Genomic DNA, 18,720 nt, shown 5'->3' with positions numbered 1-18,720 from the left:
CAGGCGCCGGGGTCAGGCACCGAGCAGCCCGTTCGTCTCGATGAAGAGCAGGGCGGCGACGACCACGGCCGCGAGTCCGCCGACGACGACGTGCGCCCCGCGCTGCTCGTACCAGGCACGGCTCGACGGGAAGCGCTTGGCGAACGCCCTGGCGGGGACGGGTCGGGGTTCGTCGAGGACCTGGACGCCGAGGGCGTCGACCACCTGCTCGAGGCCGCGGTCGCCCCACACGTCGGCGCGGATGCGGAACAGGTGCGTCCCCGACGCGTCGAACGCCACGAGTTCCCGGGTCGTCCGGTCGACGGAGGCGCCGAACGTCGTGGCGAGCACGAGGCTGTGCACGCGGTCGCGGGGGACCCGGCGGTGCGGGGTGACCACACCGCGGATCGTCAGCCCCTCGGGGTCGATGCCGATGTAGGCCGTGCTGAGCCGGACGAAGGCCACGGCGACGACCACGACGACCGCCAGGACGGCGGCGGCGGCCACGGTCCACCCGCGGAACGGGAACGAGACCCAGAGCAGGGCGACGGCAAGGGGGACGGCGGAGAAGACGATGCTCAGGGCGGTGGACCGGACGAGCGACCGGCGCGGGCGCAGGACCACGTCGTACACGTCGGCCCGCAGGCTCGGTGTCACGGGCACGGTCGTGTCCCCCATGCGCATCTCCTCGTCCCCTCGGGTGCGGCGGGCACGCCGACGAAGCCGCCCTCCGAGCGACGCCCCTGCCGCTCGGTGCACCGCGGTCGACTCGTCCCGGAGCCGTCCGCTCGGGTCAGCATAGGTGACCGAGGGTCGCCGGGGACAGCCCGTTCCACCCCTTCGATCCGTTTTCCGAGGAAGACTCCTCCGACAGGGCACAGCGTCGTCGGCCAGGTGGGGGACCAGTGCTGCCGGGCCGGACGACGAAGGGCCCGCGTCTCGTGACGCGGGCCCTTCGACCGTGCTTGCAGGCGTTCCAGCTCGCAGTCGTTCCTGCTTGCTCTGGCGGAGAATGGGGGATTCGAACCCCCGAGGGCTTGCACCCAACACGCTTTCCAAGCGTGCGCCATAGGCCACTAGGCGAATTCTCCTGGGCACCGTCTCGCGACGGCGACACCCAATGCTACAGGTTCTTCGAGGGTGCTCACGACCGCGTGTCGCGGGAGCGCTCCTCCCAGTCGTCGTGACGTGTCCGACGACTACCCTGAGGGACGTGTCGACCCGCATCTACATCACGTCAGCAGAAGGACACACGGGCAAGAGCACCGTCGCCCTCGGTGTCCTCGAGACCCTCGCGCGATCCGTCGGTCGGGTCGGTGTCTTCCGCCCCGTCGCCCGGTCGGTCGACGAGCCGGACTACGTGCTCGAACTGCTCCTGCAGCACACCGCGGTCGGGATCTCGTACGACGACGCGGTCGGCGTCACCTACGACGACGTGCACGCGGACCCCGAGGCGGCGCTCGGCACGATCGTCAGCCGCTTCGCGCAGGTCGAGCGGCAGTGCGACGCCGTCGTCGTCCTCGGGTCGGACTACACCGACGTCGGCAGTCCCACCGAGCTGTCGTTCAACGCGAAGGTCGCCGCGAACCTCGGCGCACCCGTCCTGCTCGTGCTCGGAGGCCGCGACGCCGCCGAGCGCGGCGCACGCACGCCGGAGGACATGGCGCAGGTCGCCGACGTCACCACGAGCGAGCTCCGCGCGGCGCACGCGCAGCTGCTCGGCGTCGTCGTCAACCGGGCCGACCCCGACGCCCTGCCCGCCGTCGTGGCGAGCGTCGAGCGTGCCGTGCACGACGACCACCCGGACGTCGTCGTGTGGGCGATCCCGGAGGACCGCGTGCTGGTCGCGCCGACCGTCCGCGCGCTGCTCGAGACGACCGGTGCGACCTTGGTCCGCGGCGACGAGGCACTGCTCGACCGCGAGGCCCTCGGCACCGTCGTCGCCGGCATGAGCATGGAGAACGTGCTGCCCCGCCTCATCGAGGGCGGCATCGTCGTGGTCCCCGGCGACCGCAGCGACGTACTCATCGCGACCCTGCTCGCGAACCAGTCCGAGACGTTCCCGAGCCTGGCCGGGGTCATCCTGAACGGCGGGTTCGAGATCGCGCCGCAGGTGTCCCGACTGCTCGAGGGGCTGTCGAGCTCGCTGCCGATCGCACAGAACGACCTCGGCACCTACGACACCGCCCTGCGCATCACGCAGACGCGCGGCCGCCTGGCGGCGGACTCGCCCCGCAAGGCCGACCTCGCGCTGGCGCTGTTCGAGCAGCACGTCGACGCCGAGGTGCTCCGCGACCGCCTGCAGCTCGCGCCGTCCGGCGTCGTCACCCCGCTCATGTTCGAGCACGGCCTGCTCGACCGGGCCCGCGGGTACGGCAAGCACATCGTCCTGCCGGAGGGCGAGGACGACCGGATCCTGCGCGCGGCGTCGACCCTGCTGCAGCGCCAGGTCTGCGAGCTGACGATCCTCGGCGAGCCCGCCGCGATCCGCACCCGGGCCACCGAGCTCGGCCTCGACCTCGAGGCCGCGCACCTGGTGTCCCCGTTCGACCCCGAGCTGCGGGAGCGCTTCGCCGAGGAGTACACCCGGCTCCGCGCCCACAAGGGGATGTCGATCGAGCTCGCCCGCGACACCGTGACCGACGTGTCGTACTTCGGCACGATGATGGTGCAGCTCGGCCTGGCCGACGGCATGGTCTCCGGCGCGAAGCACACCACCGCGCACACCATCCGCCCGTCGTTCGAGATCATCAAGACCCGCCCGGACACGTCGATCGTGTCGAGCGTCTTCCTCATGGCGCTCGCCGACCGGGTGCTCGTCTACGGCGACTGCGCCGTCATCCCCGACCCGACGAGCGAGCAGCTTGCCGACATCGCGATCTCGTCCGCCGAGACCGCGACCCAGTTCGGCATCGACCCCCGCGTGGCGATGCTCAGCTACTCGACGGGCGACAGCGGCTCCGGCGCCGACGTCGACAAGGTCCGTGCCGGCACCGCGTTCGTGCGGGAGCGCCGCCCCGACCTGCTCGTCGAGGGTCCGATCCAGTACGACGCCGCCGCCGACCCCACGGTCGCGTCGACGAAGATGCCGGACTCCCCGGTCGCGGGCCGGGCGACGGTCTTCGTCTTCCCCGACCTGAACACCGGCAACAACACCTACAAGGCCGTGCAGCGTTCGGCCGGCGCGGTCGCGATCGGCCCGGTCCTGCAGGGCCTGCGCAAGCCGATCAACGACCTGTCCCGCGGCGCGCTCGTCGGCGACATCGTGAACACCGTCGCGATCACCGCGATCCAGGCCGGCACCGCGACCGACGCGGCCTGACCCGCGCGACGCACGCCGTGCCTCCCGTCCGACAGAGAAAGTGACCCCCCGTGACCGCAGCCCTCGTCGTCAACTCCGGATCGAGCTCGTTCAAGTACCAGCTCATCGAGCTCGAGGGCGAGCGCACGCTCGCCTCCGGACTCGTCGAGCGCATCGGCGAGTCGTCCGGCGCCTGGAAGCACACCAACGCGCTGACGGGGGAGTCGTCGTCGAACGACTCGGCGTCCGTGCCCGACCACGCCGCCGGGTTCCAGGCGATGATCGACGCGTTCGGCACGGTCGGCCCGTCGTTCGACGAGCACCCGCCCGCCGTCGTCGGCCACCGGGTCGTGCACGGCGGCACCGACTTCGACCGCGCCACGGTCGTCACGGACGAGGTCGAGCAGCAGATCGAACAGCTGAGCAGCCTCGCGCCGCTGCACAACCCCGCGAACCTCGAGGGGATCCGGGCCGCGAAGCAGGTGTTCCCGGACGTCGCGCAGGTCGCCGTGTTCGACACCGCGTTCCACCAGACGATGCCTCCGGAGGCGTACACGTACGCGATCCCGGCGGACCTCGCCGCGAAGCACCGGGTGCGCCGCTACGGCATGCACGGCACGAGCCACAAGTACGTCTCCGAGCAGGCAGCCGTGTTCCTCGACCGCCCGCTGTCCGAGCTGAAGACCATCGTGCTGCACCTCGGCAACGGCGCGTCGGCAGCGGCGATCGACGGCGGGCGGTCGATCGAGACCTCGATGGGGCTCACCCCGCTCGAGGGGCTCGTCATGGGCACCCGCTCCGGCGACCTCGACCCCGCCGTGCTCATCCACCTGCACCGCGAGGCCGGGCTGTCCTTCGACGAGCTCGACACGATGCTCAACAAGGAGTCCGGCCTGCTCGGCCTGACCGGCAACGGCGACATGCGCGACGTGCAGGAGGCGGCGCTGAACGGTGACGAGGTCGCCGAGTCGGCGCTCGCCGTGTACCGGCACCGCATCCGCCGGTACGTGGGCGCCTACACGGCGCAGCTCGGCGGACTCGACGCGGTCGTCTTCACCGCGGGCGTCGGCGAGAACAACGCGCTGCTGCGCCGCCGCGTGCTCGCCGGACTCGAGCACCTGGGCATCGAGATCGACGACGACCGGAACGAGCTGCACTCACGGGAGGCCCGGGTCGTCTCCACGGACACCTCACGTGTCGCGGTGCTCGTCATCCCGACGAACGAGGAGCTCGAGATCGCCCGGCAGTCGGCTGCGGTCGCGCTCTGACACCGGCGCGGCCGCCCCGGCGGGCGCCGCTTCGCGGTGCCGCGCCGTGCCGTTGCTCCGCCGTGCCGTCGCTTCGCCGTGGCGTCGCTCGGCCGTGGCGTCGCTCGGCCGTGCGGGCGCTTCGCGCCCCGGTACGGTCGTCGCGCCCCGACTCAGCGGGGCGCGATGACCACAGCGGGGCGCGGCCGGAGGGTCAGCGCAGGGCGTCGAGTGCCGCGGGGATCGGGGTACTGCCGTTCGTGACCTCGAACTGCACGCCGACCGCGGTGTCGTCGAGCAGCGCGTGCAGCACGACGGTCGCGACGTCCGCCCGCGTGATCGACCCGCGAGGGACCGTTCGACCGACGTCCACGGTGCCCTGCGGCGGGGTGTCCACGAGTGCGCCCGGCCGGACGATCGTCCATCGCATGCTGCGCGCCCGCAGGTTCGCGTCCGCCTCGGCCTTGGCCCGCAGGTAGACCTGGAACACCGCGTCGTCGTCCTTCGCCGGCACGACCGCGAGCTCCGGGTCGTACGTGTCCGCCGCCATCGCCGACACCATGACGTACCGCTCGATGCCCATCCGCTCAGCGGCATCAGCGAGCAGGATCGCGGCGTCGCGGTCGACGGACAGCTTGCGCTCGGCGCCGCTGCCCGGGCCGGCACCGGCCGCGAACACCACGGCGTCGACACCGCGCAGCCGCAGCGCGAGCTCGTCGTCGCCGAGCTGCTCCAGGTCCGCCACGATCGCCCGGGCACCCTGCTGCTCGACGTCGGAGACGTGCGCGGGGTTCCGGACGATGGACAGGACGTCGTGGCCGGCGTCGGTGAGCTGGTGGGCGAGGAGCAGGGCGATCTGGCCGTGTCCTCCGGCGATGGCGATCTTCATGTGTCCGATCCTGCTCCTGCCATCCGGTAGACTGCTCTGCGGCTCCTCACGTGACGCCATCCAGGCCAACTCCCCCAGGGCGGAAACGCAGCAAGGGTAACCGGGCTCTGGCGGGTGCGTGAGGAGTCTTCTCGTTCCCGGGGGAGCAACCGGTGACCTGGGCTGCGCTCAACTCGTGCGGGGGTGCGTGAGGAGTCTTCGCGCCTCCGGCGGTAGGGGAGACCGGAGCCGCGCTCGTCTCGTGTGTGCGTCGGTGCGGAGTTTCCGCGTCGCCGGTCGGACTCGCGCTCGCGCCTGTGGACGGGCACGCGGGTGTCGGCCGTCCCGGCTACCCTTGCTGCGTGGTCACCGCCCTGTATCGCCGTTACCGGCCCGAGAACTTCGCCGAGCTCATCGGGCAGTCGCAGGTCACCGACCCGCTGCGCACCGCGCTCCGGACCAACCGTGTGAACCACGCCTACCTGTTCAGCGGCCCGCGCGGCTGCGGGAAGACGACCTCGGCCCGCATCCTGGCGCGCTGCCTGAACTGTGCCGAGGGTCCGACCGACACCCCCTGCGGTGTCTGCCCGAGCTGCGTCGAACTCGCCCGCGACGGCAGCGGCTCGCTCGACGTCATCGAGATCGACGCCGCCAGCCACAACGGTGTCGACGACGCCCGTGACCTCCGCGACCGCGCCGTCTTCGCGCCGGCACGTGACCGCTACAAGATCTTCATCCTCGACGAAGCGCACATGGTCACCCCGCAGGGGTTCAACGCGCTGCTCAAGCTGGTCGAGGAGCCGCCGGAGCACGTCAAGTTCATCTTCGCGACGACCGAGCCCGAGAAGGTCATCGGCACGATCCGGTCCCGCACACACCACTACCCGTTCCGGCTCGTGCCGCCCGCGGCGATGCTCGAGTACGTCGAGCAGCTCTGCACGCAGGAGTCGGTGGGCGTCGCCCCCGGCGTGCTGCCGCTCGTCGTCCGCGCCGGTGGCGGTTCGGTCCGCGACACCCTGTCCCTGCTCGACCAGCTGATGGCCGGCAGCGAGGACGGCGCGATCGCCTACGAGCGGGCCGTCGCGCTGCTCGGGTACACCGACGCGGCCCTGCTCGACGACGTCGTCGACGCGCTCGCCGTGGCCGACCCCGCTTCCGCCTTCGCCGCGATCGACCGCGTGGTGCAGACAGGGCAGGACCCCCGGCGCTTCGTCGAGGACCTGCTCGAGCGGCTGCGCGACCTCATCGTCGTCGCCGCGACGAACGAGAGCGCGGCGGCTGTGCTGCGCGGGGTCTCACCGGAAGAGCTCGACACCATGACCCGCCAGGCCGGCGTCTTCGGCGCGACGGGTCTGTCCCGCGGGGCGGACATCGCGAACCGGGCGCTCACCGAGATGACGGGTGCGACCTCGCCGCGCCTGCACCTCGAGCTCATGACGGCACGCATGCTCGTGCCCGAGGCCGACGACACCCAGCGCGGTGCGCTGGCCCGCGTGGAGCGGCTCGAACGACGGGTGGGGGTCGGCGACGCCGGTGGTCACCAGGCGACCTCGAGCGTCGCGGCGGCCCCCGTCGTCGCCCAGCCGGACGCACCGGCCGCGCCGCGACGCGAGCAGCCGGCCGCCGCGGCTCCTGCGCCGACGCGCACCGCTGCTCCTGCTGCTCCTGCTCCGACCGCTGCTCCGGCTGCTGCGTCCGGTGCTCCCGCCGCGCCGCAGGCCGACGCCGGCGCGGTCGCCCGGGACGCCGCCGCGTCGTGGGCCGCGGTCGCGCCGAGCACTCCCGAAGCACCCGCTGCGTCGGACGGCCCGTCGCAGTCCACCGGCGCGCGCACGGCGTCGATCCCGGCCCAGGCGCCGACCGAGGCACCAGCCGCGCAGACCGGGTCGACGTCAGCGACCCCCGCCAGCCCGGTCAGTCCCTCGTCGACCGGTCAGGGCACCACCATCGGCGACGAGCCGGCCGTCCGCCCCGTGGGTGCGGTCGGGTTCCAGCAGATGCGCGACGCGTGGCCGCAGATCGTCGAGCACGTCCAGCGTGCGAAGCGGTCGGCGTGGTCCGTCGTGGTGACGGCACAGGTCACCGCGCTGCGCGAGGACGTGCTCACCTTGACCTTCCCGAGCCAGCAGGACGTGGTCTCCTTCAAGGAGATGTCCGACCCGGAGGACAGCGTCAGCGAGCTCCTGCGGTCCGCGATCATGGACGTCATCGGGCTCCGCGTGAAGTTCGTCGCGCGTGGTCCGGGCGGTGCCGGGCAACCTCGTCAGCAGCAGCAGCAGCAGCAGTCGGCGCCGGCCCCCGCCCCGCAGACCACGCCGAGCACGCCGGCCCCTGCCCCGCAGACCACGCCGACACCCGCGGCGCCGCCGGCCGGGACATCCGCCGCGCCCCAGGCCACTGCACCCGCGGCTCCGGCTCCTGCTGCCGCTGCGCCCGCCGCTTCGTCCGCCCCGGGTCGGACGGCCCCGACGCCGGACCCGGAGGCTCCCGCACCCACTCCTGCGTCCGCGCCTGCATCTGCTCCTGCTCCCCAGCCATCAGGGGCACCGGTCACGGACTGGGCCGTCGCGACGATCCCGGCGGCCGACCCCACCGTCGACGCCGTGCCGGAGTCGGTCGAGCCGAGCTGGGCGGCACCCTTCGGAACCGTGCCCGCCTCGGCACCCGTCGCCCCGGCCGAGGTCGTCGAACCGCAGGGCCAGCCGACCGCCGCCGCCGCGCCGCAGCCCGGTGGCGGGCAGCCCACGGGCACCGCACCGGCGGCCGCACCCGGCGTCCCGGTCGACGACTACCCGCTCGACGACGAACCGTACGACGACGGTGCCCCCTTCCCGGACCCCGCCGCCGGCTCGTCCCCGCCCCCGCGGCAGGCGCCGGGTCGAGCCTCTCCGGCGCAGGCAGCCCCGGCGCAGGCAGCTCCGGCGCAGCCCGCCGCGGCAGCCACACCGCGGACCGCGCCGCCCGCGCGTCGCGCCCCGGTCGCCGGTCGCTACGGCGAGGCGGTCGTGCGTGAGATCCTCAACGCCCAGTTCATCGAGGAGACCGCTCTCCACCAGGACGGTGTCTGATGTACGACGGCATCGTCCAGGACCTCATCGACGAGTTCGGCCGCCTGCCCGGCATCGGTCCGAAGTCGGCGCAGCGCATCGCGTTCCACATCCTGCAGACCGAGTCCTTCGACCCGTCGCGGCTGTCCGAGCTGCTGGCGGACGTCAAGCAGCGGGTCCGCTTCTGCGAGATCTGCGGCAACGTCACCGAGAACGTGCAGTGCAGCATCTGCCGTGACCCCCGGCGCTCGCCCGCGGTGATCTGCGTGGTCGAGGAGGCCAAGGACGTCGCGGCGATCGAGCGCACCCGCGAGTTCCGCGGGCTGTACCACGTGCTCGGCGGCGCGATCAGTCCGATCGACGGCATCGGCCCCGACGACCTGCGCATCCAACAGCTCATGACGCGTCTCGCCGACGGTACCGTCGACGAGGTCATCATCGCCACCGACCCGAACCTCGAGGGCGAGGCGACGGCGACGTACCTCAGTCGCCTGCTCGTGCCGATGGGGATCCGGACGACACGTCTGGCCTCGGGGCTGCCCGTCGGCGGCGATCTGGAGTACGCCGACGAGGTCACGCTCGGCCGTGCGTTCGAGGGACGGCGCGTGGTCGGCGGCTGACCGCCGCGCAGGATCGTTGCGTCAGGGGCGTCCCGCACGCAACATCCCCGGATCACCCTCTAGCATTGGGACACCGCGAGACCTCGCGGTGTCGTCGTCCCCGGGAGTACCAGCCAGTGGCCTTGATCGTGCAGAAGTTCGGTGGATCCTCCGTCGCGGACGCCGAGAGCATCAAGCGCGTGGCGAAGCGGATCGTCGAGACGAAGAAGGCCGGCAACGACGTCGTCGTCGCGGTGTCCGCGATGGGCGACACCACGGACGAGCTCGTCGACCTGGCGCACTCGGTGACGCCGATCCCGGCCGGACGCGAGCTCGACATGCTGCTCACGGCGGGGGAGCGCATCTCGATGGCGCTGCTCGCGATGGCGATCAAGAGCCTCGGGGTCGAGGCGTCGTCGTACACCGGCAGCCAGGCCGGCATGCTCACCGACGCCCAGCACGGCAAGGCCCGCATCGTCGACGTCACCCCGAAGCGCGTGCGCGAGGCGCTCGACTCCGGCCACGTCGCGATCGTCGCCGGATTCCAGGGCTTCAACCGCACCACGGGCGAGATCACCACGCTCGGCCGCGGCGGGTCCGACACCACCGCCGTCGCCCTCGCTGCTGCGCTCGACGCCGACGTCTGCGAGATCTACACCGACGTCGACGGCATCTTCACCGCCGACCCCCGCGTCGTGCCGAAGGCCCGCAAGGTCGACCGCGTCACGAGCGAGGAGATGCTCGAGCTCGCCGCCTCCGGCGCGAAGGTCCTCTACATCCGCGCCGTCGAGTACGCCCGACGGCACGGCGTCACCCTGCACGTCCGGTCCTCGTTCAACAACAACGAGGGCACCATCGTCTACAACCCTGTCGAGGGGGAAACCGTGGAAGAACCGATCATCACCGGGATCGCCGGAGACCTCTCCGAGGGCAAGATCACCGTCGTCGGCGTGCCGGACCAGCCCGGCAAGGCCGCCGAGATCTTCACGAACGTCGCGCGCGCCGGGGCGAACATCGACATGATCGTCCAGAACGTGTCGGCCGCGTCGACCGGGCGGACGGACATCTCGTTCACCCTGCCGAAGGACCAGGGGCAGACCGTGCTCACGGCGCTCGAGGTCGCGAAGGCCGACATCGGCTACGAGAGCATCCAGTACGACGACCAGATCGGCAAGCTCGCCCTGGTCGGGGCCGGCATGCGGACGAACGCCGGCGTCTCGGCGCAGCTCTTCCGCGCCCTGCACGACGCCTCGATCAACATCGAGATGATCTCCACGTCGGAGATCCGCATCTCCGTCGTGACCCGCGCCGACACCCTGAACGAGGCGATGCGCGTCGTGCACAGCGCGTTCGGCCTGGACGCCGACGCCGAGGCCGTCGTCTACGCCGGCACCGGCCGCTGACGCCCACCGCACCGCAGAACTGCCGAACCACCAGGAGCACCGCATGAGCACCCTCACCGTCGCCGTCGTCGGCGCCACCGGCCAGGTCGGCGCCGTGATGCGCCGCCTGCTCGAGGAGCGCGCGTTCCCGGCCGACCGGGTCCGCTTCTTCGCGAGCGCCCGGTCCGCCGGCACGACGCTGCCGTTCCGCGGCGAGCAGATCGTCGTCGAGGACTCCGAGACTGCCGACCCCTCGGGCATCGACATCGCGCTGTTCTCCGCAGGGGCCACCGCCTCGCGTGCCCTCGCGCCGAGGTTCGCCGCCGCGGGAGCGCTCGTCGTCGACAACTCGAGCGCCTGGCGGATGGACCCCGAGGTCCCGCTCGTCGTGAGCGAGGTGAACCCGCACGCCATCGACCAGGCGCCGAAGGGCATCATCGCGAACCCGAACTGCACGACGATGGCGATCATGCCGGTGCTGAAGGTCCTCGACACCGAGGCTGGGCTCCGCCGACTCGTCGCCACGACCTACCAGGCCGTGTCCGGCTCCGGGCTCGCCGGCGTCGACGAACTGCTCGGCCAGGCGAAGGCCGCGCTCGAGCAGGACACCGCCGCGCTCACCCACGACGGTACGGCCGTGACGTTCCCGGAGCCGGTCAAGTACGTCCGCCCGATCGCCTTCGACGTCGTGCCGCTCGCCGGCAGCATCGTCGAGGACGGCCTCGGCGAGACCGACGAGGAGAAGAAGCTCCGCAACGAGAGCCGGAAGATCCTCGAGCTGCCGGACCTGCTCGTCGCGGGCACCTGCGTGCGCGTGCCGGTCTTCACCGGGCACTCCATCTCGGTGCACGCCGAGTTCGCGCAGCCCCTGTCGCCAGAGCGCGCGACCGAGATCCTGGCGAGCGCACCGGGCGTCGAGCTGTCGGACGTCCCGACCCCGCTGCAGGCGGCCGGCAAGGACCCCACGTTCGTCGGCCGCATCCGCACCGACCAGTCGGCGCCCGAGGGGCGGGGCCTCGTGCTCTTCGTGAGCAACGACAACCTGCGGAAGGGCGCAGCGCTCAACGCGGTGCAGATCGCCGAGACGATCGTCGCGCGTCGCTCGGTCGCCGCGTAGCAGCAGCCCGGCCTGGAGGCCCGTCCCGCGTCAGCGGGGCGGGCCTTCCGCCGCACGGGGGCCGGTCGGGGCTGGCGCCTCCGCGTGGCCCGTGCGCCGGCGCGGGCACAGGCGCGGCCGCATGGCGCGTCGCGCGCGCTCGCGGGAGTGGGTAAGCGCGCGGGTGCGGGTAAGCGCGAGGGCGAGGGCGAGGGCGAGGGCGAGCGAGAGCGCGAGGGCGAACGCGAACCCGAGTGCGAGGGCGAGGCGACCGTCCCTGCCCCCCCCCCGGCACCGGCAGTGGTCCTGGCGGCCCGGCGGCGGGTCACCGGTCCGCCGGACGCGCGCCGGGCCTCCCGAGCGCCCAGGGCGTCCCGGCGAGCCGAGCCGAGCTGATCGGCCTGTCGCGCTGATCGGCCTGTCGGCGCGCGCCGGTAGGATCGAGGCGTGGCAGTGAAGCAGGTGGACCCCATCGACGTCGTCCTCATCGGCGGAGGCATCATGAGCGCCACGCTCGGCGCGATCATCCACCGGCTCGAGCCGTCGTGGAAGATCCGGGTGTACGAGCGGCTCGGCAGCGTGGCGCAGGAGTCCTCGAACCCGTGGAACAACGCCGGGACCGGGCACTCCGCCCTGTGCGAGCTGAACTACACGCCCGAGCTGCCGGACGGTCGCGTCGACATCGCCAAGGCGGTCACGGTCAACGAGCAGTTCCAGGTCTCGCGGCAGTTCTGGGCGCACCTGGTCGAGACCGGCGCGCTGCCGAACCCCTCCGACTTCATCAACCCGACGCCGCACATCTCGTTCGTGTGGGGCGCCGACAACGTCGAGTACATGCGCAAGCGGTACGAGGCGATGCAGGGCCACCCGCTCTTCGCGGGGATCGAGTTCTCGGACGACCCGGCGCAGATCCGCAAGTGGGCGCCCGCGCTCATCCCCGGGCGCAAGAAGGACCAGCCGATCGCGGCGACCTACTCCGCCGCGGGGTCCGACGTCGACTTCGGCTCGCTGACCCGTCAGCTGTTCGACCAGCTCGAGGTCGACGGGGTCGAGTTCGAGCCGTCGCACCAGGTCACGAAGCTCTCCCGCTCGACGGTCAGCGAGGGCTGGGTCGTCGACGTCCGCAACGAGATCGGCCGATCGACCCAGCGCATCGCCGCCAAGTTCGTCTTCGTCGGCGCCGGGGGCGGTGCGCTGCACCTGCTGCAGAAGTCCGGCATCCCGGAGATCCGGGGCTACGGCGGGTTCCCGGTGTCCGGTGAGTTCCTGCGCACCGACGACCCCGAGGTCGTGCAGAAGCACGCGGCCAAGGTCTACGGCAAGGCCAGCGTCGGCGCACCGCCGATGTCCGTGCCGCACCTCGACACCCGCATCGTCGACGGCACGGCGTCGCTCATGTTCGGGCCGTACGCGGGCTTCAGCCCGAAGTTCCTCAAGCAGGGCTCGCTGCTCGACCTGGTCCGCTCGGTCCGTCCGCACAACCTGCGGCCGATGCTCAGCGTCGCGTTCTCGAACTTCGACCTGGTCCGGTACCTGATCGGGCAGCTGCTGGCGTCGCGGAAGACGAAGTTCGACGCCCTGCGCGACTTCATGCCGAGCGCCCAGCCGGAGAAATGGCACCGCATCACCGCCGGCCAGCGCGTCCAGGTGATCAAGCCGGACAAGGACAAGGGCGGCGTGCTGCAGTTCGGGACCGAGGTCATCACCTCGGCCGACGGCTCGATCGCCGGGCTGCTCGGGGCGTCACCCGGGGCATCGACGGCCGTGCCGATCATGCTCGGCCTACTGCGCCGGTGCTTCCCGGACCGCTGGGACGGCTGGCAGGACGACGTCCGCACGATGGTCCCCACCTACGGGCAGGACCTCGGCGACGATGCCGCCCTGGCGGACGCCACGCTCGAGCGCACGGCGAAGGTGCTCGGACTGCACCACTGACGGCCGCCACGTCCGGCCGCGGCTTGCGGGTCGTTCGAACATGTGTTCGAATGTCGGCATGCGGTGGAGTGGACAGGCGATCAACGCGTCACAGGACGACGCCCTCCCGGGCATGGAGTCGAACAGCGGGTTCGTCCGGAGCGTGACGACACCGGAGTTCGCCGGGGTCACGTTCCACGAGGTCCTGGCGAAGAGCGCGCTGAACCGGGTGCCGAGCGCCGACCGGTCGGGAACGTACGGGTGGACCATCAACCCGTACCGCGGGTGCAGCCACGCGTGCGTGTACTGCTTCGCCCGGCCGACGCACACGTACCTCGAGTTCGACGGGGGAGCGGACTTCGACCAGCAGATCGTCGTGAAGACGAACGTGGCCGACGTGCTGCACCGGGAGCTCACCAAGCCCACCTGGGACCGCCACCCGGTCGCCCTCGGCACGAACACCGACCCCTACCAGCGCGCGGAGGGCCGCTACCGCCTGATGCCCGGGGTGATCGAGGCGCTGGCGGCGTCGCGGACGCCGTTCAGCATCCTCACGAAGGGCACGTTGCTCCGCCGTGACCTGCCGCTCCTGGTCGAGGCGGCGAAGGTCGTGCCGGTCGACCTGGCGATGTCGATCGCGGTGTACGACGACGACCTGCAGCAGTCGGTCGAGTCCGGGACCCCGACGACCTCGGCGCGGCTCGCGACCGTGCGGGCCGTCCGCGACGCCGGGCTCGACTGCGCCGTCTTCCTCATGCCCGTGCTGCCGTACATCACGGACACGAGGGCGCACCTCGACGACGCGGTCGGCCGGGCCGCGGCCGCCGGGGCGACGAGCATCGCGTACTCGGCGCTGCACCTGCGCCCGGGCGTGAAGCCGTGGTGGTTCGAGTGGCTCGGCCGCGAGCGACCCGACCTGGTGCAGCGGTACCGGGCGATGTACCTCGAGAACACGTACGCGCCGAAGGACTACCGGCGGTGGCTGTCCGAGCGCATCCGTCCGATCCTCGCGGCGCACGGCGTCGGTCTCGGTCGGGTCGATCCGGCGACGGGGTCGATGGGGTTCTCGGATCCGCGGGAACTGCCGCAGGAGCAGTCGATCCCGACGGTGTCGCCCCTGAAGCGCGCGGATCCGGGCTTCGACCGCCGGCTTCTCCGGCCGGTGGCGGCGCAGACGCTGTTCTGATCGCACGTGTCCGCCTTCGGGGGACAGCAGGGACCCGCGAGGTGCCGGTATCATCGACCTGACCACCGGACCGATCCCGATTCGGGGTACACGGTCACCGTCCCGGTGGTTGGATCGTGGTCGGCGTTCCCGACGCCGCCCGGAAGGACTCCCTCGTGCTCGGCATCCCCACGCACCTCGCTCCGCGAGTGAACGCGTGGTCGACCGTGCGTGCGTTCCACGCGGCGGCGATCGGGTCGATCGTCGCCGCGGCGCTGGCGCTCGTGCTCTACCGGGTGGCCGAGCCGGACATCCGGATCGCGGGGGCGGTGCTCGCACTCGTCCCGATGCTCGGCATGGTCGCCGTGCACGTGCAGTTCGGCACGTGGCGGTCGGCGGTCGCCTTCCTGGCGATCGGCGGGGTGTGCGCCTGGTGGTTCGCGCTCGTCGTCTCGCGCGAGGTCCCGACCGGCTGGGTGACGTCCTACCTGCTGTCGCTCTCGGTGATCCCGCTCATCCTCGTCGGCGGGGCCGGAGCGGTCCCGGGCCGTGTCGCGCTGTGGTCGGTGGCGGGGTTCGTCGTCGGTCGTGCGGCCTCGGCGGTCGCGGTCCTGCAGACCGGCGGTCCCGCCCGCCCCCTCGTGCTGGCCTGGGTCACGGTGGTCTTCGTCGTCGCGCTCGTGCTCGTCACCAGCCGCTCGACCGGGCGGTCCGAACGGGTGCAGCCGGAACTCCTGCGCTCGGCGCGTGAGGAACACGTGTCTGCGTACCGCGCGGGGGTCGAGGCCGAGGCGTCCGCGATCCTGCACGACACCGTGCTGAACCACCTCGGCGCGATCGCCCTGGCCCCGGACGGCCCCATCGACCGCCAGCTCGCCGCGACGGTCGACGCCGACCTCGCCGTGCTCACCGGCAAGGAGTGGCTCGCGCCGCAGACCGGTCCGCGGCCGGGTGCCGCCTCGGACGCCTTCGAGCGGATGCTCGACGAGCACCGGGCGAGCGGCCTCGACGTGACCGTCTCCGGCGACCCGTCCGCGCTCGACGGGCTCGACGAGCGGGCCCTCACCGCCGTGGTCCGTGCCGTCGGCCAGTGCCTGGCGAACGTGCAGAAGCACGCCGGCACCGACGCCGCCGAGGTCAGCGTCTTCGACGACAGCGCTTCGTGCACGGTCATGGTCGTCGACGACGGCCGGGGCTTCGACGAGCAGGAGACCGGCACCGACCGGATGGGCCTGCGCGGCTCGGTGCGCGAACGCATCGGTCGCGTCGGCGGCGACGTCCAGGTGTGGTCGTCGCCCGGCTCGGGCACGAGCGTCATGATGTCCGTGCCCTACGCGCCCGCCACCGGCGCGATCGCGGTGCCGGTGTCCGGCGACGACGACTCCGGGCGGCGCGGGTGAGGCCCCTGGCCGGCGCCCGGCGGACGGCGCAGCAGTACGACCCGCTCGGCGCGATGGGGTCGCGGCCGCTGGCGATCGTCATCGGGGCCGCGAGCGTGCTCTGGGCGCTGCTCGTGTCGCTCTTCGACCGTGACGTCGTCGGCAGCCCGACCCTGAGTGCGCTCACCGTCATCCTGGTCGCGGCGTCCGCCGGTGTGGTGTTCGCGGCGTCGAGCCCGTTCCGGGCGCCGTTCCCGCGTTCGGCGTTCGTCGCGCACGTCGGCCTGCTCGCGGCCGCCTCGGTCGCGAGCGTCGCCGCGCAGTGGGGGCCGGACGAGAGCGCCCTGAACGACTTCATGTCCCTCATCACCGCGACCGGCATCGTCATGGTCGCGCCGTACCGCCCGTGGACCGACCTGACCGTCGGCGGGCTCGTGCTCGCCGCCGTGAACGCGGTCACCTGGGGCGCGGGGGCCGCGGTGTTCCCGAACCAGGTGCCCGTCGTGGTGGCGGGCTACCTGGCCGCGGCGCCGACGCTCGTGCTGACGGCGGCCGCCGCGGTGTTCGCGTGGACCTTCGCCGGCCTCGCCGAGCGGGTGCAGATCCGGGCCGGGTCGTACTCGGTGGAGCGCGCCGAGCGGGACGGCATCGCCGCGAGCGTGCAGCAGGACCGCTCGACGATCCTGGCGCGTGACGTCGCGCCGTTCTTCGCGGAGCTCCGGACGCGCGACACGATCACCGACACCGACCGCGCGCGGGCCCGCCGCATCGCGGACGGCATCCGCCGGTCGATGGTGGCGGACGCCGACCGCACCTGGTTCGAGCACGCCGTCCGCACCGACGGCGGCGAGTCCCCGACGGTCGACGACCCGGACGGGCTGATCGCCCGCCTCGACGCCGACCAGCGCTCCGTCGTCCGGACCTTCGTCCGCGCCGCACTGCAGGCGAGGACCGTCGACCCGGCGGGGTTCCACGCGACCGTCCGCCGGGCGGACGAGGCGACCGGAGCCACGGCGGACGCCTCGGGCGACCGGGCCGTCCTCACGCTCGACCTCGCGGTGGACGACTCCGACGTCGGCATCCACCGCACCTTCGACCCCTACCTCGCCGTCCTCCGCGTGACGTTCCCCGACCTCGACGTCGCGGTCCGCCCCTCCGCCCTCGCACTAAGGTTCTCCTATGACCAGCACTGACCCGAACCGGCTCTCGGAAGGTCTGCCGTCCCTGCCGAACCCGGGAGCACGACGCGTGCGGTTGGCCATCCTCGACGACCACGAGGTGCTGCTCGACAGCCTGTCCAGCTGGATCGCGGTGAACGCGTTCGACTTCGACCTGGCCCTGACCGCGCACACCTGGCTCGAGATGGTCCACAGCGACAGCTTCCCGACCGACCTGGTGTTCCTCGACTTCCAGCTGAAGGAGCCGGTCTCGATCGAGGCCCGCGTCCGCACCTGCCGCGCCGCCGGTGCGAAGGTGATCGTGCTCTCGAGCGTCGACAGCCGCGAGTCCCGCGACCGCGCCCTCGCCGCCGGCGCTGCGGCGTTCCTGTCGAAGTCCCTGCCGATGCGCGAGGTCATGGACGTCGCCCGCGAGATCATGGGCGTCGCGCGCGAGACCCCGCAGCCGCGCGAGTGGCGTCCGCTGCCGACAGGCGCGCAGGCGCACCAGCGTCCGAAGCTCAGCGCCGGCGAGGAAGAAGCGCTGCGCCTGTACGTCTCCGGACACTCCACGAACGAGGTCGCCGCGCAGATGAACGTGCAGTACGAGACCGCGAAGACCTACCTGCGCCGCGTGCGCGAGAAGTACAGCAAGGTCGGCCGTCCCGCGTCGAAGAAGTCGGACCTCATCCGTCGCGCCGCCGAGGACGGGTTCCTCGCGTAGTGGCGAAGCTCTACTTCCGCTACGGCGCGATGAACAGCGGCAAGAGCACGGGGCTCCTGCAGGCCGCATACAACTACGAGGAGCGCGGGCACCGGGTGCTCCTGGCGAAGCCCGCCGTCGACACGAAGGGCGACCGTGAGATCGTCTCGCGCCTCGGCGTGACCCGTACCGTTGACCTCGTGTTCGCCCCCGACGCCGACGTGCGCGACGCGGTGACGTCGGCCGGTGCCACCGACCCCGGGTCCGACCGGCTCGACGGCATGGTCCGGCCGGTCAGCTGCGTGCTCGTCGACGAAGCGCAGTTCCTCACCCCGCGCCAGGTCGACGACCTGCTCCGGATCGCCGTCCTCGACGAGGTCCCGGTCATCACCTACGGCATCCGCACCGACTTCCGCACCGAGGCCTTCCCCGGCAGCGCCCGCCTGCTCGAGGTCGCGCACTCCCTCGAGGAGCTCAAGACCATCTGCCGCTGCGGCCGCAAGGCGGTCTTCAACGCGCGGACCGTCGACGGCCGTTTCGTCTTCGACGGCTCGCAGGTCGCGATCGACGGCGTCGACGTCGCCTACGAGTCGCTCTGCGCCAACTGCTACCTGACGGAGTCCGGCGGTCGCCTCGACGGCAACTGACCGCTCGGCTCGGCCGGGCACGACACCCCGCTCGGGTCCGCCGAGCGGTCACGTTCCGTCATCGGTGCGCCCGTCGGGCCACCGGACGTGACCGGTCCGCGAGGTGCGCACGGCACGTCGTGACCGGTGCGCGCCCGCGACGTGACCGGACGGCGGCCGGGAGGCGCGGCACGGCCCCGCCCCGTGCCTCCCGGCCGCCGCGACGCCGTTCCAGGGCGCGCCACCTACCTGCGCCG

At 72.4% G+C, this 18,720-nt stretch carries 14 protein-coding genes, 1 tRNA gene and 1 other RNA gene; 13 read left to right on the top strand and 3 right to left on the bottom strand.

Annotated elements, in window-relative coordinates; translation table 11 throughout:
• Window positions 1–12: 12 nt before the first annotated feature.
• The gene (locus DEI99_RS11745) at window positions 13–657 is read right to left on the bottom strand and encodes a hypothetical protein (RefSeq protein WP_111040714.1); all 645 of its coding nucleotides are present in this window, start codon (window positions 655–657) and stop codon (window positions 13–15) included.
• 325 nt (window positions 658–982) lie between these two features.
• Window positions 983–1,070: transfer RNA gene (locus DEI99_RS11740), tRNA-Ser, on the bottom strand.
• Window positions 1,071–1,192: 122 nt separating this feature from the next.
• Between DEI99_RS11740 and pta the strand changes: the two genes are divergently transcribed.
• Window positions 1,193–3,301: a phosphate acetyltransferase gene (gene pta, locus DEI99_RS11735; RefSeq protein WP_111040715.1), complete on the top strand. Its 2,109-nt coding sequence runs from the start codon at window positions 1,193–1,195 to the stop codon at window positions 3,299–3,301.
• 50 nt (window positions 3,302–3,351) lie between these two features.
• A complete protein-coding gene (locus tag DEI99_RS11730; protein ID WP_111040716.1) occupies window positions 3,352–4,548 on the top strand; it encodes an acetate/propionate family kinase in 1,197 nt (398 codons plus the stop codon).
• A 193-nt stretch (window positions 4,549–4,741) separates the two neighbouring features.
• Here the strand turns inward: DEI99_RS11730 and DEI99_RS11725 are convergent, their stop codons facing one another.
• Window positions 4,742–5,416 carry an NAD(P)H-binding protein gene (locus DEI99_RS11725; protein ID WP_111040717.1) on the bottom strand — a complete coding sequence of 225 codons (675 nt, stop codon included), beginning with the start codon at window positions 5,414–5,416 and terminating at the stop codon, window positions 4,742–4,744.
• Window positions 5,417–5,453: 37 nt separating this feature from the next.
• Here DEI99_RS11725 and ffs point away from each other — a divergent pair.
• The 11 genes from ffs (at window position 5,454) to DEI99_RS11670 (ending at window position 18,484) form a co-directional block, all read left to right on the top strand.
• Window positions 5,454–5,550, top strand: an RNA gene (ffs, locus tag DEI99_RS11720) — signal recognition particle sRNA small type.
• Between the two features lie 207 nt (window positions 5,551–5,757).
• Window positions 5,758–8,463 (top strand): DNA polymerase III subunit gamma and tau, encoded by a 2,706-nt coding sequence (locus DEI99_RS11715; RefSeq protein ID WP_111040718.1) that lies wholly within the window; start codon window positions 5,758–5,760, stop codon window positions 8,461–8,463.
• Window positions 8,463–9,062, top strand: a complete 600-nt coding sequence (gene recR, locus DEI99_RS11710; RefSeq protein ID WP_111040719.1) for a recombination mediator RecR — start codon at window positions 8,463–8,465, stop codon at window positions 9,060–9,062. The genes DEI99_RS11715 and recR overlap by 1 nt, the downstream gene beginning before the upstream one ends.
• A 116-nt stretch (window positions 9,063–9,178) precedes the next feature.
• Entirely contained in the window at window positions 9,179–10,444 is a 1,266-nt protein-coding gene (locus DEI99_RS11705) for an aspartate kinase (protein ID WP_071261273.1), read from the top strand.
• Window positions 10,445–10,487: 43 nt separating this feature from the next.
• Window positions 10,488–11,540 (top strand): aspartate-semialdehyde dehydrogenase, encoded by a 1,053-nt coding sequence (locus DEI99_RS11700; protein ID WP_111040720.1) that lies wholly within the window; start codon window positions 10,488–10,490, stop codon window positions 11,538–11,540.
• A 426-nt stretch (window positions 11,541–11,966) separates the two neighbouring features.
• Complete coding sequence (locus DEI99_RS11695) at window positions 11,967–13,454, top strand: malate:quinone oxidoreductase (RefSeq protein WP_111040721.1); 1,488 nt, start codon at window positions 11,967–11,969, stop codon at window positions 13,452–13,454.
• A gap of 58 nt (window positions 13,455–13,512) precedes the next feature.
• Entirely contained in the window at window positions 13,513–14,619 is a 1,107-nt protein-coding gene (locus DEI99_RS11690; RefSeq protein WP_111040722.1) for an Rv2578c family radical SAM protein, read from the top strand.
• A 116-nt stretch (window positions 14,620–14,735) separates the two neighbouring features.
• On the top strand, window positions 14,736–15,998 hold the full coding sequence (locus DEI99_RS11685; protein WP_111040723.1) for a sensor histidine kinase: 1,263 nt from the start codon (window positions 14,736–14,738) through the stop codon (window positions 15,996–15,998).
• Window positions 15,995–17,170 carry a hypothetical protein gene (locus tag DEI99_RS11680; protein ID WP_111040724.1) on the top strand — a complete coding sequence of 392 codons (1,176 nt, stop codon included), beginning with the start codon at window positions 15,995–15,997 and terminating at the stop codon, window positions 17,168–17,170. The genes DEI99_RS11685 and DEI99_RS11680 overlap by 4 nt, the downstream gene beginning before the upstream one ends.
• Window positions 17,157–17,858: a response regulator transcription factor gene (locus DEI99_RS11675; protein ID WP_071261287.1), complete on the top strand. Its 702-nt coding sequence runs from the start codon at window positions 17,157–17,159 to the stop codon at window positions 17,856–17,858. Before DEI99_RS11680 ends, DEI99_RS11675 begins: the two co-directional genes overlap by 14 nt.
• Entirely contained in the window at window positions 17,858–18,484 is a 627-nt protein-coding gene (locus tag DEI99_RS11670) for a thymidine kinase (protein ID WP_111040725.1), read from the top strand. The genes DEI99_RS11675 and DEI99_RS11670 overlap by 1 nt, the downstream gene beginning before the upstream one ends.
• The last annotated feature ends 236 nt before the right edge of the window (window positions 18,485–18,720 follow it).

The organism is Curtobacterium sp. MCLR17_036, assembly GCF_003234445.2.
GTDB lineage: Bacteria > Actinomycetota > Actinomycetes > Actinomycetales > Microbacteriaceae > Curtobacterium.
This window is presented reverse-complemented; position numbering and strand designations above follow the sequence as displayed.